Origin of the sequence: Streptomyces sp. NPDC007917 (genome assembly GCF_042959105.1) — a bacterium.
In the GTDB taxonomy this organism is placed as follows: Bacteria; Actinomycetota; Actinomycetes; order Streptomycetales; family Streptomycetaceae; genus Streptomyces.
Map to the genome: position 1 here is coordinate 288,537 of NZ_JBIBKK010000011.1, position 16,239 is coordinate 304,775.

The window sequence follows — 16,239 nt, forward strand, 5'->3', positions numbered from 1 at the left end:
GCGGGCCCGTGGACTTCCGGCTCACGGACGACCAGCGTGTTCTGCGGGCGGGGGTCCGCGAGCTGCTGGAGGGACGGTTTCCGCGGGAGCGGCTGCGGGCGGCGGTGGACGCGGGCCCGCCCGTCGTGGACCGCGCGCTGTGGCGGGAGCTGGGCGGGGCCGGGTTCTTCGCGCTGCGGCTGGCGGAGGCGGACGGCGGGGTGGGGCTCGGCCTGCCGGAGGCGGTGCTGGTCTTCGAGGAGGCGGGCCGGGCGCTGCTGCCCGGGCCGCTGGTCGCGACGCATCTGGCGGCCGGGGTGGTGGAGGGAGCGGCCGAGGGCCGGGCCGTGGTCACGGCGCTGGACGCGGCACTGGACGCGGCGCCTGGCCCGGCCGGGCCGCTGGTCGAGCACGTGGCGTCGGCCGATGCCGTGTTGGTGATCGGTGACGACGGGCACGACCGCGACGACGAGCGTGACGGGGGCGGTGGGGACGGCGGCGGTGTCGGTGTGCTGTCCGCGGCCGGACTGGCGCGCTCCGCGCGGCCGATACGGTCCGTGGACCCGGCGACTCCGCTGCACCGCCTGGAGAGTGCGGACTGTCTGGAGAGTGCGGACCATCTGGACCGTGGCAGCCGTCCGGGCCGGGGGGATCGGGGGCCCGCCGGACTCGCGCGCTCGGCGGCCCGGCTCCGGCGGGAGGCGGTGCTGCTGACCGCCGCCCTGCAACTCGGCAGCGCGGCCCGTACGGTCGAGACGGCCGTACGCCATGCCCAGGAGCGCTCCCAGTTCGGCCGGGCGATCGGCGCCTTCCAGGCCGTACAGCATCTGTGCGCCGGGATGCTGGTGCGCGCGGAGACGGCCAGAAGTGTGGTTTACGCCGCCGCCGTCACCGAAGACGCGGGTGAAGTGGCCGCCGCCAAGCTGCTCGCCGACGAGGCCGCCGTCCGTAACGCGCGGGACTGTCTGCAGGTCCACGGCGGGATGGGCTTCACCTGGGAGGCCGATGTCCATCTGCACCTCAAGCGGGCCTGGGTCAGGGCCGAGCAGTGGAAAACGGCGGCCGAGGCCGAGGAGGAGCTCGCGGCCGGACTGCTGAGCGCCGGCGTATGAGGTTTGTGACCCGACTTCGTGGAAACGCCTGGATTGTTCAGGTGTCGCAATTGCTGGGGAAATCCCCAGGTCCTTCGAGGTGACTGAGCGTTGATACCGGGTTGTTTCCTAGGCGTGACTCGTCACAGGGGGGAGTCGGGCCCATGCTCGGGTACTCTCCGTTGCGTGCGAGTGGTTTTGGGGTGCAACTATCCCGGCGTGGCCCATGGGGCGACTCCGGGCACGCCAATGTGCCCCGCTCGCACGGGGTGCGCAGACTCTGCGCCCCGATGTTCGACTCCCCACGGTGCGCGTCGCACAGTATGCCGCACGCATACTCCTTGGCGCTGGAATATGACCGAAGCGCTTGTTGGGGTGACTGTACGTCAACCATGCTGTCTCGCAAGGGGGTACCTCCCGGCGGTAGGCGGGGAGGGAGAGTCACGTTCCGTGACCTCTTGGAGGTACGAGGCGATGTGTCCGCCGGTTCGGATGGTGTGAGCGGTGCAGGTGCTTCAGATGCAGATGGAGGTCCGGCCCGACCCCGCGGAGGTGAGTCGGGCCCGCCGATGGGCGCGCTCGCGGCTCGCCGGGTCCGGGATAGGAGTGGACGAGCCGCTTGCCGAGACGCTGATCCTGCTGATTTCGGAGCTGGTGACCAACGCCGTGGTGCACACGGGCTGTCCGGCGGTGCTGCGCATGCTCTTCCCGGCGCAGGGTGACAGCGGCGGGCCCGGTGCGGGCGGCCGCGGGGGCCGCGGGTCGGGCTCCGGCACGGTCCGGGTCGAGGTCGCCGACGCCAGCGGCCGGGCGCCGCGACGGCGGTCCGCGAGCGAGGAGGCCACCAACGGGCGCGGTCTTGAACTGGTCGACGGCCTGGCGGACCGGTGGGGCTGGCAACCGGAAGGCGCGGGCAAGCGCATCTGGTGCGAAGTGGACCGGGAAGCCCGTGAGGGTCATGCGATGCGGGAAAGCCATGAAGAACCGGTCCTGACGGGGCATGTGGGCTCTCACGCGTCATCATGAACCGGGCTTGGTCGACAAAGTCCAGACCAGGTGTTGACGTGATGTGGTGGCTTGATCACTCTAGGATCAGCGATTCGTTGTGAGGGGACGCCGAGGGCTCCGTGATCACTGTGAGCCGTGTGCTCGCGGCCCGGTTCCTCGGCGAGTGCGGGTCGCTGCCCGGCGCGTGACAGGGCATCGGCGCCGGAGCCGGGTGGCGGTGCGCCGTGCCGTGCTCGGGGTGTGCATGAGCGCGCCGCCGCCCGACAGACCCGCCCCTCGCCCCGCCGCGTGCGGGGCCGCGGCCCACAGCCCCGCGCGTCAGAGGACCGCCACGGGCGCGACGGGGCTCCCCGCGCCGCCGACGAACGGCTCGGGCGTGGCCGACAGCAGAAACGTGTAGCGCCCCTCCTCGGCGCAGGCTCGCGACAGCTCCTCCAGATTCCAGTTCTGGCCCTGCTGCATGCCCATCTCGACCAGATCGAGGGCGTGGACCGGCATCCACAGGTTCTCTATCTCCGGGGGGAAGATCTCGAAGGTGAGGGTGTCATTGGCCACCGCGGCCACGTCCCGGGCGTGGAACCACTCGGGGGTGCGGAGGGACAGGCCGGGGGAGGGGAAGGCGTAAGCCTCCTTCTCGCCCGCGAGATAGCGCTGGATCTGCCCGGTGCGCACCAGTGCGATGTCGCCGGGGCGCACGGTGGTCTTCGCCAGCGCCTCGGCGGCGTCCAGGTCCTCGGGTGTGACGGCGTGCCCCTCGGGGAGCCGGTCGAGGCCGTGGGCGCGGGCGACATCGAGGAGTACCCCGCGCGAGACGATGTGCCGCGCCTTGTCGATACCGCTGAAGGCGGCGCGGCCATGGGGGGTGACGGAACCGGCGGGGCGGCCGTTGTAGATCCGGCCCGAATGCGAGACATGGGGCAGCCCGTCCCAGTGGGTGCCCGCCTGCAGCCCCATCGTCACGGCGTCGTCGCTGGTGGCCACGGTGTCCGGGCCGAATATCTCCAGATTGACCGCGATCATGGTGTGCAGCGGGTTGACCCGGCCCGGGATCACGCCGGTCTGCACCCCGTCCTGCTGGAGCGGGACCGCGAGCGGGATGCGGCGGCCGCTTCGTACGGACGCCGCGGCGCCCCGGACCACCTCATCGGTGATCAGGTTCAGCGTCCCGATCTCGTCCGCCTCCCCCCAGCGGCCCCAGTTGTTGACGCGCTTGGCGATGTCGTGGAATTCGGGCGGCAGGGCCATGGAACCTCCTCGGTTCGGCTTCCGGGCGGGATTCCGCTCGGGGGGTTGTACTCGGGCCGTGTCTGCTCAAAAATCTAACGGACCGTCAGATACTCCGGGAGGGGACGCGACGTGGGCAACTTCTTGGGCGGCAAGGTGGTCGCCGTCACCGGGGCCGGGCGGGGCATCGGCAAAGCCGTGGCACTGGCCTGCGCTGCCGAAGGAGCCCAGGTCGTCGTCAATGACTACGGGGTGTCGATCGAGGGCGGCGCACCCAGCAGCGAGGTCGCCGACGCGGCGGTCAAGGAGATCGAGGCGACGGGCGGAGCGGCGGTGGCCGTCGCCGACGACGTCTCGACCATGGCGGGCGGGCAGCGGATCGTGGACACCGCGCTCGAACACTACGGACGGCTCGACGGTGTGGTCTGCGTCGCCGGGATCCTGCGCGAGCGGATGCTCTTCAACATGACCGAGGAGGAGTGGGACCCGGTCGTCGCCACCCATCTCAAGGGCACCTTCACGGTCTTCCGGGCGGCTTCAGCGGTGATGCGCAAGCAGGGCTCCGGAACCCTGATCGGCTTCACCAGCGGCAACCACCAGGGGAGCGTCGCGCAGGCCAACTACGCCTCCGCGAAGGGCGGGATCATCTCCCTGGTCCGCAGCGCCGCACTCGGCCTTCACAAGTACGGGGTGACCGCCAACTGCGTGGCCCCGGTCGCCCGGACGCGCATGTCCGCGAACGTGCCCATGGAGCTCAAGGAGATCGGCGAGCCGGAGGACGTGGCGGCGCTGGTGGTCTATCTGCTGAGCGACCGGGCCCGGGACGAGAAGATCACCGGGCAGGTCTACACGATCGCGGGCCCCAAGATCGCGGTCTGGGCCCAGCCGCGGGAGCTGCGCGCGGGATACGCGGAAGGCTCCTGGACCCCGGAGAAGATCGCCGACTTCCTCCCGGGCACGGTCGGCACCGACCCCATGCCGATGCTCGCGCAGCTCGACGCCATGGCCAAGGCGGCGGCCAAGGGCCAACGCCCCAACGCGTGACCCGCACCCCCGGCAGGGGCACCGCACCACCGCGAGGTGCCGGCGGGGGCCGGGGGAGCGGGGCGGCAGACGGGAGACGGGAGAAGCCGTGGACTTCGCTTTCGGACCGGAGGACGAACGTTTTCGCACCCGAGCCCGCGACTGGCTTGACGAGCACGTCACCAGCGCCTTGGCCGAGCCTGGTCCCCAGGACCGGCCGCGGCCCGGGCCCGGCCACGACGGCCCACCGGGACCGGCCCACCCGTACCGCGCCTGGGAGCGGGAACTCGGCGCCGGCGGCTGGATCGGGCTCGGCTGGGACCGTACGCACGGCACCTACGGCAACCGGCCCGCCACCCTCACCCAGCAGGTCGTCTGGGCCGAGGAGTACGCCCGCGCCGGGGCCCCCACCCGGCTCGGCCACATCGGCGAGAACCTCCTCGCCCCGACCCTGCTCGCCTACGGCGACGACGCACAGCGCGCCCGCTTCCTGCCCCCCATCGCCCGGGGCGAGGACCTGTGGTGCCAGGGCTACAGCGAGCCCGAGGCGGGATCGGACCTCGCCGGGCTGCGGACCCGCGCCGTCCGCGACCCGGGCGACGGCACCTACCGCGTCACCGGGCAGAAGATCTGGACCTCCCTCGCCCAGGAAGCCGACTGGTGCTTCGTGCTGGCGCGCACCGAGGCGGGCTCACAACGCCATCATGGTCTCTCCTTCCTTCTCGTGCCGATGGACCAGCCCGGACGGGTCGAGGTGCGTCCGATCCGCCAGCTGACCGGCGACGCCGAGTTCAACGAGGTCTTCTTCGACGGCGCGGTGGCGCGCGCGGAACACCTCGTCGGCGGCGCCGGCCAGGGCTGGCGCGTGGCCATGGGCCTGCTCGCCGTGGAGCGCGGCGTCTCCACCCTCGCCCAGCAGATCGGCTTCGCCCAGGAGCTCGACCGGGTCGTCCGGCTGGCGCTGCGCACCGGCGCCTCGCACGACCCCGTACTGCGCGACCGGCTCGTCGAGCAGTGGGCCGAGCTGAAGACCATGCGCTGGAACGCGCTGCGGACCCTGGGCGCGGCGGCAGGCCCTGGCGCGCCCAGCGTCGCCAAGCTGCTGTGGGGCGGCTGGCACCAGCGGCTGGGCGAACTGGCCGTGCGGGTACGCGGCGCCGCGGCCGCGCTCGGCCCCGGGCCGTGGACCGCCGAGCGGCCGTACGCACTCGACGACGCGCAGCGCCTCTTCCTCTTCTCCCGGGCCGACACGATCTACGGCGGCTCGGACGAGATCCAGCGGAACATCATCGCCGAGCGCGTTCTCAACCTCCCTAAGGAATCACGCGGATGACGACGTACGGGCAGACGGCAGACGGGCAGCGGGCGGAGGGCCGACAGCCGGACGGCCGGCAGCCGGACGGCCGGCAGCCGGACGGCCGGCAGTGGGACGGGCGGCAGTGGGACGGGCGAGCGGAGCACGGGCACTGGATCGCGGGCAGCCGGCGGCGGCCGGGGCAGGGGCACTATCCGGTCGTCAATCCCGCCACCGAGCAGATCGTCGGCCACGCCCCGGAGGCCGACGCGGCCGATGTCGACGCCGCCGTGAGCGCGGCACGGGACGCCTACGAGGGGTGGGCGCGCACCGCCCCCCATGAGCGCGCCGCCGTGCTCGACCGCGCCGCCACCCTGATCGCCGAGCAAGCCCGGGACCTGGTCCCGCTCGCCCAGGCGGAGACCGGGGCGACGATGCGCGTCGCCAAGGCCATGCAGGTGCCCCCGGCCGCCGACCGCTTCCGCCGCTACGCGCGAGGCGCCGTCGAGCCGGACACGGTCCCGCTCGCGCCCCTGCCCGTGGCCGCCTCGCCCCTCGCCCCCGGCGGGCTCATCGGCGCGGCCGCCGTCCGCCGCCCCGTGGGTGTGGTGGGCTGTATCACCTCCTACAACTTCCCCCTCGCCAACCTCGCGGGCAAGGTCGCCCCCGCCCTGGCGATGGGCAATACGGTCGTCGCCAAACCGGCCCCGCAGGACCCTCTGTGCTGTCTGGAACTCGGCCCCCTGCTGAAGGAGGCCGGGCTCCCGGACGGTGTCTTCAATGTCGTCACCGGATCGGGCGCTGCCGCGGGCGAGGCGCTTGTGGCGCACCCGGGCGTCGACATGGTCAGCTTCACCGGCTCCACCGCCGTGGGAAAGAAGATCGCCGAATCCGCAGGCCACTCGATGAAGCGCACCCTGATGGAGCTGGGGGGCAAGGGCGCGGCCATCGTCCTTGGGGACGCCGACGAGTCCGTGATCAAGTCGGCGGTCGGGGCGGTCGGTTCGACCTGGTCTTTCCACAGCGGGCAGATCTGCACGGCGCCGACCCGCGTGCTCGTCCATCGATCGCTGTACGAGCGGGTCATCGCCGCACTCACACGGTATGCGAAGTCACTGATCGTCGGGGACCCTGTGGATAACTCCACGATCGTCGGCCCGCTGATCTCCGCGGCCCAGCGCGACCGCGTCGAGGCGTACCTCGCCGGGGCCCGTGACCAGGGCGCCCGGATCGTGGTGGGCGGCGAACGCCCCGCGGTCGAGCCCGGCTTCTACGTCGCCCCGACCCTGATCACCGACGCGTCCCCCGACATGACCGTCGCGCAGGAGGAGATCTTCGGCCCGGTCGTCGTCGCCCTCCCCTTCGACGACGAGGACGAGGCGGTCCACATCGCCTGCTCCACGCCGTACGGCCTGTACGACTACGTCTTCAGCGCCGACGCGGGCCGCGCCTGGGCCCTCGCCGCGCGCCTGCGCAGCGGCAACGTCGGCATCAACACCGCCCAGCGCCACCCGGAGACGCCGTTCGGCGGCTTCAAGCACAGCGGGGTGGGCCGCGACGGCGGCTCGTTCGGCCTGCACGCGTACAGCGAACTCCAGTCGCTGGTCTGGGCTTCCTGAAAGGTGGAATGGTGATGAGAGGCGTCATCTTCGACGGCACCGCACCGCGCGTGGCCGACGACCTGGAGATCCGGGCGCCCGGCCCCGGTGAGGTGCTGGTCGGCGTCGCCGCCGCGGGACTGTGCCACAGCGATCTGTCCGTCCTCGACGGCACCATCCCCTTCCCCGTCCCGGTCGTGCTCGGCCACGAGGGCGCGGGCACGGTGCTGGAGGTGGGCGCCGGCGTCACGCATGTCGCCCCCGGCGACCACGTCGCCCTCACCACCATCGCCAACTGCGGGACCTGCGCCGACTGCGGCCGCGGCCGTCCCACCATGTGCCGCAAGGCGATCGGCAGGCCGCAACGGCCGTTCAGCCGCGCCGGGCAGCCGCTGTACAGCTTCGCCTCGAACTCAGCCTTCGCCGAGCACACGCTGGTCAAGGCCGTGCAGGCGGTCAGGATCCCCGAGGAGATCCCGCTCACCTCGGCCGCCCTCATCGGCTGCGGCGTCCTCACCGGCGTCGGCGCCGCGCTCAACCGCGCCCGGGTCGACCGCGGAGAGTCGGTCGTCGTCATCGGCACCGGTGGAATCGGGCTCAATGTGCTGCAGGGCGCCCGGATCGCCGGGGCCGGGCCGATCGTCGCCGTCGACTCCAACCCCGCCAAGGAGGGACCGGCCAGACAGTTCGGCGCCACGCACTTCGTCGCCTCGGCGGCCGCCGCCCGGGAGATCCTGCCGTCCGGCGCCGACCACGCCTTCGAGTGCGTCGGCAGCACCCGCCTCATCCGCGAGGCCGTGGACCTGCTCGACCGGCACGGCCAGGCGGTGCTGCTCGGCGTGCCGCCCGTCGACGCCGAGGCGTCCTTCCTCGTCTCCTCCATGTATCTGGACAAGGCCATCCTGGGCTGCCGCTACGGCTCGGCCCGGCCGCAGCGCGATATCGCCCTGTACGCGGACCTCTACCGCCAGGGCCGACTGCTGCTGGACGAACTGGTCACCCGGACCTACCCCGTCGAGGACTTCGCGAAGGCCGCCGACGACGCGCGGGCGGGCCGGGTGGCGCGGGCCGTGCTCGCGTTCTGACCGGCGAGGGCGCCCGCGGGGCTACCCGCGGGCGCCCTCGCCGGTAGCCCCGCGGGGCTACCCGCGCCGGAGGCGTCGGCGGTGGCGGCGGTGGCGTCGGCGGCGGCGGTGGCGTCGGCGGTGGCACGGAAGGTGCGCCGGTAGGCCGTGGGCGAGACGCCGAGCGCCGCCTGGAGATGCTGCCGCATCGACGCGGCCGTGCCGAAGCCCGCGTCCCGCGCCACCTGGTCCACCGACAGGTCGGTGCCCTCCAGCAGATGCCTGGCCCGCTCCACGCGCTGCTGCACGAGCCACTGCCCGGGGCTGCTCCCGACCTCCTCGCGGAAGCGGCGGGTGAAGGTCCGTACGCTCATCGACTCCTGGTCGGCCCACTCGCGCAGCGAGATCGGGCGTTCCAGGCGGCTCAGCGCCCAGGCGCGCGCGGCCGTCGTGGTCGCCTGCTGCGGCTCGGGGAGCGGCCGTTCGATGTACTGCGCCTGGCCGCCGTCGCGGTACGGCGGCACCAGGCTGCGCCGCGCGACGTCGTTGGCCACGGCCGCGCCGAAATCGCGCCGCACGACGTGCAGGCACAGGTCGATGCCCGAGGCGACGCCCGCGGAGGTCAGCACATCGCCGTCGTCGACGAAGAGCACGTCCGGGTCGACCGCGATGGAGGGGAAAAGGGCCTGGAAGTGGGCGGCGCTCCGCCAGTGGGTGGTGGCGGGGCGGCCGTCGAGCAGCCCGGCGGCCGCGAGCACATAGCTGCCGGTGCAGATGGACATCCAGCGGACGCCGGGCCGGGCGTGGACGAGCGCGGCGGCGAGCGCCGGCGGAAGTGTGCCCTCCTTGTAGACCTGCCCGATCTCGTAGCCGGTGGGTACGAGGATGGTGTCGGCTCCGGCCAGCGCCTCCGGGCCGCGTTCGACGACGATCGGGAAGTCGGCGTCCGTCGACACCTCGCCGGGCTCAGGAGTGCAGCTGAACACCTCGTAGAGGCGGTCGCCCTCGGTGGAGCGGGCCTTGCCGAAGATCCTGAAGGGGATGCCCAGCTCGAAGGGGATCACACCGGGCAGGACCAGCACGGCGATCCGGTGCCGGCTCCCGGCGTCCATGGATGAGGGCATACGGGCCTCCAGCGCATATCTGGTGGCCCGATCCTAGCGAATGCTGTCCCACGGGCCACTCGTACGGGCCGATCGAAGTATTGATGCTGGTCAGGTGACGCAGACAACCGAACTCCCAGGGACTCCGGGGCAGGACGAGCAACCCCTTCCAGCCGGGCGGCGGCCGAGGATTCACCGTGCGTGGTGGGTCGCCGCCGTCACCTTCGTGACGATCGTCGGCGCGGCCGGCTTCGCCTCGCTCCCCGGCCTGCTGATCGACCCCCTGCACGAGGAGTTCGGCTGGTCGCGCGGGCTGATCGGCTTCGCGGTGTCCGTGAACCTCGCCCTCTATGGGCTCACCGCGCCGTTCGCCGCCGCCCTTATGGACCGCTTCGGCATCCGTAAGGTCGTCGCCTGCGCCCTGACGGTGATCGCCGTGGGGGCCGGGCTCACGGTCTTCATGACCGCCGCCTGGCAACTCGTCCTGTGCTGGGGCGTGCTCGTGGGCCTCGGCAGCGGCTCCATGGCGCTGGCCTTCGCCGCGACCGTCACCAACCGGTGGTTCGTCAAGCGGCGCGGCCTGGTCACCGGCATCCTCACGGCGGGCGGCGCGTCAGGGCAGCTGATGTTCCTGCCCGCCCTGTCGTGGATCGTGGAGCACCACCACTGGCGCCCGTCCGTGGTCACGGTGGCGGTCGTCGCGTTCGCCGTCATCCCCTTCGTCTGGCTGCTGCTGCGCGACCACCCGGCCGACGTGGGGCTGGCCGCCTACGGGGCCGAGGGGCCGCCCGCGCGCAAGCCCGCCCCGCAGCGCGGCGCGGCCCGCCGGGCGGTCACCGCGCTGGTCTCGGCCGCGCGCACCGGCCCGTTCTGGCTGCTGGCCGGGACCTTCGCGATCTGCGGCGCCTCCACCAACGGCCTGGTCAAGACGCACTTCGTGCCCGCCGCGCACGACCACGGCATGCCGGTGACGGCCGCCGCGAGCCTGCTCGCGGTCATCGGGATCTTCGACATCGTGGGCACGGTGGCCTCCGGCTGGTTCACCGACCGGTTCGACGCGCGACGGCTGCTCGCCGTCTACTACGCGCTGCGCGGGCTGTCGCTGATGTTCCTGCCGATGCTCCTGTCGGACACCGTGCACCCCCCGATGCTCTTCTTCATCGTCTTCTACGGGCTCGACTGGGTCGCGACCGTGCCGCCCACCATCGCGCTGTGCCGGGAGCACTACGGCGAGGACAGCGCGATCGTCTTCGGGTGGGTGCTGGCCTCGCACCAGGTGGGCGCGGGGTTGGTGGCCTTCGTCGGCGGGGTGGCCCGGGACACCTTCGGGTCGTACGACATGGTCTGGTACGGCGCGGGTGCGCTGTGCGCGGTGGCGGCTCTGATGGCGTTGGTCATCCGGCGGGAGCGGGAGGAGATCCCCAGCGTCGCCTAGGGCCGAGCGCCGCCTAAGGCCGAGCGGCGCTTGGGCCGTGCGGCGCCAGGGTGGCGAATTCGCCGCGGTGGAAGAGGAGGGGGCCGGAGCGGGCGGCGAGGTCGTCCGTGCCCAGGGCGCGGACCCGGCCCACGACCACCAGGTGGTCGCCGCCGGTGTGCACGGCGTGGACCGTGCAGTCGATCCAGGCGGGGACGTCCGCGAGCCGCGGTGAGCCGGTCACCGGGGCCGGCCGGTGCCGGACGCCGGCGAACTTGTCCGGCCGCCGGGAGCCGCTGACCGCGAAGCCCCGGCACAGCTCGCCCTGGTCCGCCCCCAGGATGTTGACGCAGAAGACCCCGGCGCGGGCGATGCGCGGCCAGGTCGTGGACGTACGGGCGACCATGAAGGCGATCAGCGGCGGGTCGAGGGAGAGGGAGGAGAAGGACTGGCAGGCGAACCCGGCCGGGCCCTCGTCGTCCACGGCCGCGACGACCGTGACGCCGCTCGCGAAGTGGCCGAGAACCCGCCGGAACTCCGCGGGGTCCAGCGGAAGTCGTTCGTCCGCGCGCACGGCGCGCAGGGCGGGGCGGCCGGGGCGGGGTGGCGCCGAGGCCGCCGGCGGCCGGGGTTCGTCGCGGCGCGCGGCGGCGGTCGGCGAGCCGACCGAGCGCAGATAGCGGACCGCGGTGGCTGCCATCCCGGCGTGTCCCATCATGATTTGCATTGAATCTGATGCTGCGTCAGATAGGAAGTCCCCGGAAGGTGCCCTTTCAGCGGCCCCGGTACTCGGGGGCGCGGCGCTCGGCGAAGGCGCGGACGCCTTCCCGCGCGTCCGCCGTGGTCATGTTGATCTCCTGGGCCGCCGCCTCGGCGGCGAACGCGGCAGCGCGGTCGGCCTCCAGCGAGCCGTTCACCAACTGCTTGGTGAGGGCGATGGCGCGGGTCGGGCCGCCGGCCAGGCGCTCGGCCCACTCGCGGGCGGTCTTCGCCAGATCGCCGTCCGGGACGACCCGGTTGACCAGGCCGATCCGCTCGGCCTCCGCGGCGGACAGCGCATCGCCGAAGAACAGCAGCTCCTTCGCCCGCTGCGGGCCGATCAGGCGCGGGAGGAGATAGGCACCGCCGCCGTCGGGGACCAGCCCGCGGCGCACGAAGACCTCGATGAACCTGGCCGACTCGGCCGCGATCACCAGATCGCAGGCGAAGGCGAGATGGGCGCCGAGCCCGGCCGCGGTCCCGTTCACGGCGGCGATGACCGGCTTCTCGCAGTCCAGCACGGCGGCGATGAGCCGCTGCGCCCCGCGCCGGATCAGCCGGGCGACATCGCCGGCGACCCGCTCACCCCCGCCGGCCCCGGGGCCCGGCCGCGTGCCGCTGCCGGAGCCGGTACGTGTGCCCCCGCCGCCGCGCAGGTCGGCTCCCGCGCAGAAGCCCTTGCCGGTGGCGGTGAGCACCACGGCCCCGGCCGCCGGGTCGGCGGAGGCGTCATCGAGCAGCGAGATCAGGCGTTCGCGCTGGTCAGGGGTGATGGCGTTCATCGCGGCCGGGCGGTCGAGGGTGATCCGGACCACGCCGTTGTCAGTGGCGTGCCGTACAACGGACTCAGGTGATTCTTCGGGGGAGGAAGTCATGGGGGAGATCCCTTGGGCTGGGGCCGTGGCCGGAGCTGCGGCGCGGGCTCGGGTGGAGGGCCGGGCGCGCGGGCCGGGTGCCTCAGCGGCACACGGCCAGGGCGTCGAGGGCCACCGCGCCCTGGCCGCGCGGCAGCACCATCAAGGGGTTGACGTCCAGTTCGGCGAGGTCGTCGCCGAGCTCCAGGGCCATGCGCTGGACGCGGAGGACGACCTCGACGAGGGCGTCCACATCACAGGGGGGCATGCCGCGCACGCCGTCGAGCAGGGCCCGGCCGCGCAGCTCGGTGAGCATCGCGCGCGCCTGGTCCTCGCCGAAGGGCGGCACGCGGACGGCCGTGTCCCGCAGCACCTCGACGAGCACCCCGCCGATGCCCACGGTGACGGTGGGCCCGAAGAGGCTGTCGTGGGTGACGCCGACGACCATCTCCACACCGCGCTCGACCATCTGGCAGACCAGCACGCCGTCCAGCTCGACGCCTTCGTAGCGGGCGATGTCGGTCAGGTCCCGATAGGTGTCGCGGACCTGGCTCGCGGAGGTGAGCCCGAGCCTGACCAGGCCCAGTTCGGTCTTGTGGGCGAGCTGCGGCGCGGAGGCCTTCATGGCGACGGGGTAGCCGACCAGACCGGCGGCGCGTACTGCCGCCGCCGCGCTGGTCACCAGCTGCTCGCGCGGCACCCGGATGCCGTACGCCCGCAGCAGCTGCTTCGCGGCGTGCTCGCTCAGCTGCTCTCCTGGGCGCAGCAGCGCCTGGGCCTTGCGGACCGAGGGGGAGGGGGTGCGCGGGGCGTCATCGAAGGGGGAGCGGTAGCCGGCCGTGAAGCGGTGGTGCTCCAGATAGGCGCGTACGGCGGTGATGCAGTTGGCGAAGGTCCGGAAGGTGGCGACGCGCGAGGAGCCGAGGAGGGTGGTGCGGTAGGCGGCCTCGGTGCCGACCGGCGAGCCCCACACCACGCACACCAGCTTGTCCGTCTGTTTCGCCGCGTCCACCAGATCCTGCGCCAGCTTGTCGCTCATCGGTGGGAACGGCCCGGTGATCGGGCAGATCAGCACGCCGACGGACGGATCGGCGAGGATGGCGTCGATGATCTTACGGCCGCGCCAGTCGCCGACGGGGTGGCCGCCGTTGTCGACCGGGTTGGCGACGCTGAGGTCCCCGGGTATCCACTGGTGGAGCTCGGCCTGCTTCTCGGCGCCGAGCGTGGGCAGCGTGAGCCCGGCGGCCGTCGCCAGGTCGGAGAAGTGGGCGCCGGTGCCCCCGGAGATCGAATAGACCACGACGCCCTCGGCGCGCGGGGGCCGGGCGCGGGCGAGCAGCGCGGCCGTGTCCTGCAGCTCGTCGAGGCCGTCGACCCGGATCACGCCGAACTGCCGCATGGCCGCGTCCACGACCGCGTCCGAGCCGGTCAGCTTGCCGGTGTGGGAGGCGGCCGTGCGGGCCCCGGTCTCGGTGCGGCCGACCTTGACGGCCACGACGGGCACCTTGGCGCGGGCGGCGCGGTCGGCGGCCAGCAGGAAGCTGCGCCCGTCCTTGAGCCCTTCCACATACATCGCGATGGCGCCGACCTCGGGCCGGGAGGCGAAGTAGGAGATGAAGTCGGCGCTCTCCAGGTCGGCCTCGTTGCCGGTGGGGGCCCAGTGGCTGAGCCGGATGCCCAGCTCCTGGAGGGTGAAGACGGGGCGGCCCTGGTGGCCGGACTGGGTGATCAGGGCGATCGCCGGCCCGTCCAGGTCCTCGCGGAACTCCTCGAAGGCGTTGAGGTTGGTGTTGGGGCCCAGGAGGCGCAGCCCGCCGCGCCGTACGGCGGCGGCCAGCCGGGCCTGGGCGGCGGCGCCCTCGGCGCCGGTCTCGGCGAAGCCGGAGGCGAAGGCGACGGCGAACCTGACCTTGGCGGAGGCGAGTTCCTCGACGAGCGGGAGGGGGTCGCGGACGAGGAGGACGGCGAGGTCGACCGGTTCGGGCAGATCGGCCACGGACGGGACGCAGGGGAGGCCGAAGACGGCGGAGCGGGAGGGGTGTACGGGGTGCAGACGCGCGCCGACGCGCTCGGCCCAGGCGATCAGCTGCCGGGTGATGCCGGTGTTGGGGCGGCCCTCGGCGTCGGAGGCGCCGACGACGGCCACCGACTCGGGGCGGAAGAACCGGTCCAGATCGGGGACGGCGGAGTGCAGCGGGCGGCCGCTGACGTCCACGTCCTCGGCGGCCGCTGACCTGCCGTGGACATGGACGGCGGGGCCGGGAGGCCGGCCGCAGGCGGCGACGCGGGCGTGACGGGAGTTGGTGGTGAGGGTGCCGTGAGTCGATCCAAGCATCGGTATCCGCCACTCCTGCTCGTTGGCGACAAGCCAGATAACTGACGTCCAGTCAGATTACTCAGGAGTCAGATTAACGGAACTGACACCCTGTCAGGAATGGGGGTGCGTGGACGAAACGCAGGGTGACGGGGGCCGCCCCGGGGGCGGTGAGGTGATGGTGCCCGGCGGGCCCAAGGGTCACGCCGGGCGGGAGAGGCGATATCACGCCGATATGCGGTCGATGGCCCTGGCGATTTTGCGCGCGTCGATGGCGAGCTCGCGGAACATGCCGCTGATCGGGTTCGTATAGCCCGTGAAGTGCAGGCCCGGTGCCGAGGGGGCGGTGCGCGGGCCGTGGGCCAGCGGCTTGCCGTGTGCGTCGAGCACGCCCAGGTGGCCGACCAGGTCGTCCAGGCCGCGCCGGTAGCCGGTCGCCGCGACCACGGTGTCGGGGCTGATGCGGGAGCCGTCGGCCAGCGCCACCTTGTCGTCCTCGAAGGACTCGACCGCCGCCACCACCTCCACCTTCCCCGCCTGGACCGCGTCGATGAGGCCGATGTCCTGCACCGGGATCGCGCCTTGGCGCACCCGTGTGTACAGGCCGGTCTCCGGCAGGGGTAGCCCGTGCTCGGTGAGGTCCGGCATGGTGAGCCGGTTCAGTACCCGCGCCGCCCGGTCCACCAGCGGGGCGGGCAGCCGCCGCACCAGGATGCCGGTGGCCTGTGCGGGCCAGCCCGCCGTGGAGCGGCGCAGGATGTGCGGCACGGTGCGCACTGCGAGCCGCACCCGGGCCGCGCCGCCCTCGACGAGGTCGACCGCGATCTCGGCGCCCGTGTTGCCGACGCCGACGACCAGGACGTCCCGGCCCTGGTACGGGCGGGCGTTGCGGTAGCGGCTCGCGTGCAGCAGCTCGCCGGTATAGGTCTTACGGCCCGGCCAGTCGGGCACGCGCGGGGTGTGGTTGTAGCCGGTGGCCACGACCACGACGGGCGAGGAGGGCACCCGCCCACCCGTGGCCCGCAGCACCCAGCCCTCGCCGTCCGGGGCCCGGTCGATCCGCGAGACCTCCACCCCGGTGACGATCTCCAGCCGGTGGTGCTCGACGTACTGCTCCAGATAGCGCACCACGTCGTCCCGGGCGACCCACCGCCCGTACGCGCGGGGGATCGCGAGCCCGGGGAGGGCGGACAGGCGGCGCGTGGTGTGCAGATGCAGCCGGTCGTAATGGGCGCGCCAGGAGGCGGCGACCGCCTCCGACTTCTCCAGGACCACCGCGCGGATGCCGCGTTCGCGCAGGGCCGCCGCTGTGGCGAGCCCGCCCGGACCGCCGCCGATCACGTACACAGGTGAGGAGTGCTCGGGGAAAGTGTCGGCCATGGGCGCGAGCGTAGCCAGGTAATTGACGCGTTTTCGTCAAATGCATTCCGAATCGATTGCGGATCGATCACGGGCCGCTGTGCGACCCCTTGCGCGCCCGTACCCGCGTCCGCTGAACTGACGTACCGTCAGAT

The 16,239-nt window shown here is 73.0% G+C and carries 13 protein-coding genes; 7 read left to right on the forward strand and 6 right to left on the reverse strand.

Going from position 1 to position 16,239, the window contains the following annotated elements; all coding sequences use genetic code 11:
• Window positions 1–8: 8 nt before the first annotated feature.
• Window positions 9–1,091, forward strand: coding sequence for an acyl-CoA dehydrogenase family protein (locus ACFZDL_RS24060; RefSeq protein ID WP_353592432.1), 1,083 nt, complete (start codon window positions 9–11; stop codon window positions 1,089–1,091).
• A gap of 483 nt (window positions 1,092–1,574) precedes the next feature.
• Entirely contained in the window at window positions 1,575–2,096 is a 522-nt protein-coding gene (locus ACFZDL_RS24065; RefSeq protein ID WP_353592384.1) for an ATP-binding protein, read from the forward strand.
• Between the two features lie 300 nt (window positions 2,097–2,396).
• Here the strand turns inward: ACFZDL_RS24065 and ACFZDL_RS24070 are convergent, their stop codons facing one another.
• Window positions 2,397–3,323, reverse strand: coding sequence for a cyclase family protein (locus tag ACFZDL_RS24070; protein ID WP_353592385.1), 927 nt, complete (start codon window positions 3,321–3,323; stop codon window positions 2,397–2,399).
• 111 nt (window positions 3,324–3,434) lie between these two features.
• Between ACFZDL_RS24070 and ACFZDL_RS24075 the strand changes: the two genes are divergently transcribed.
• The 4 genes from ACFZDL_RS24075 to ACFZDL_RS24090 all read left to right on the forward strand — a co-directional run bounded on the left by ACFZDL_RS24075 (window position 3,435) and on the right by ACFZDL_RS24090 (window position 8,302).
• Window positions 3,435–4,346 (forward strand): SDR family oxidoreductase, encoded by a 912-nt coding sequence (locus tag ACFZDL_RS24075; RefSeq protein WP_353592386.1) that lies wholly within the window; start codon window positions 3,435–3,437, stop codon window positions 4,344–4,346.
• An 88-nt stretch (window positions 4,347–4,434) separates the two neighbouring features.
• Window positions 4,435–5,658, forward strand: a complete 1,224-nt coding sequence (locus ACFZDL_RS24080) for an acyl-CoA dehydrogenase family protein (RefSeq protein ID WP_353592387.1) — start codon at window positions 4,435–4,437, stop codon at window positions 5,656–5,658.
• A complete protein-coding gene (locus ACFZDL_RS24085; protein WP_353592388.1) occupies window positions 5,655–7,238 on the forward strand; it encodes an aldehyde dehydrogenase family protein in 1,584 nt (527 codons plus the stop codon). The genes ACFZDL_RS24080 and ACFZDL_RS24085 overlap by 4 nt, the downstream gene beginning before the upstream one ends.
• A 14-nt stretch (window positions 7,239–7,252) precedes the next feature.
• Window positions 7,253–8,302, forward strand: a complete 1,050-nt coding sequence (locus ACFZDL_RS24090) for a Zn-dependent alcohol dehydrogenase (RefSeq protein WP_353592389.1) — start codon at window positions 7,253–7,255, stop codon at window positions 8,300–8,302.
• Here ACFZDL_RS24090 and ACFZDL_RS24095 read toward each other — a convergent pair.
• Window positions 8,224–9,393 carry a helix-turn-helix domain-containing protein gene (locus ACFZDL_RS24095; RefSeq protein WP_353592390.1) on the reverse strand — a complete coding sequence of 390 codons (1,170 nt, stop codon included), beginning with the start codon at window positions 9,391–9,393 and terminating at the stop codon, window positions 8,224–8,226. The genes ACFZDL_RS24090 and ACFZDL_RS24095 overlap by 79 nt on opposite strands.
• Window positions 9,394–9,445: 52 nt before the next feature.
• On the opposite strand from ACFZDL_RS24095, the gene ACFZDL_RS24100 reads away from it, so the two are divergent.
• Window positions 9,446–10,819, forward strand: a complete 1,374-nt coding sequence (locus ACFZDL_RS24100) for an MFS transporter (protein WP_391192209.1) — start codon at window positions 9,446–9,448, stop codon at window positions 10,817–10,819.
• 13 nt (window positions 10,820–10,832) lie between these two features.
• Here ACFZDL_RS24100 and ACFZDL_RS24105 read toward each other — a convergent pair whose 3' ends face one another.
• The 4 genes from ACFZDL_RS24105 to ACFZDL_RS24120 form a co-directional block, all read right to left on the reverse strand.
• Window positions 10,833–11,498 (reverse strand): flavin reductase family protein, encoded by a 666-nt coding sequence (locus ACFZDL_RS24105; protein ID WP_353592433.1) that lies wholly within the window; start codon window positions 11,496–11,498, stop codon window positions 10,833–10,835.
• Between the two features lie 73 nt (window positions 11,499–11,571).
• Entirely contained in the window at window positions 11,572–12,432 is an 861-nt protein-coding gene (locus tag ACFZDL_RS24110; RefSeq protein WP_353592392.1) for an enoyl-CoA hydratase-related protein, read from the reverse strand.
• 82 nt (window positions 12,433–12,514) lie between these two features.
• Window positions 12,515–14,746 carry an acetate--CoA ligase family protein gene (locus ACFZDL_RS24115; protein WP_353592393.1) on the reverse strand — a complete coding sequence of 744 codons (2,232 nt, stop codon included), beginning with the start codon at window positions 14,744–14,746 and terminating at the stop codon, window positions 12,515–12,517.
• Window positions 14,747–14,950: 204 nt separating this feature from the next.
• Window positions 14,951–16,105, reverse strand: a complete 1,155-nt coding sequence (locus tag ACFZDL_RS24120) for an NAD(P)/FAD-dependent oxidoreductase (protein ID WP_353592394.1) — start codon at window positions 16,103–16,105, stop codon at window positions 14,951–14,953.
• Window positions 16,106–16,239 lie beyond the last annotated feature (134 nt).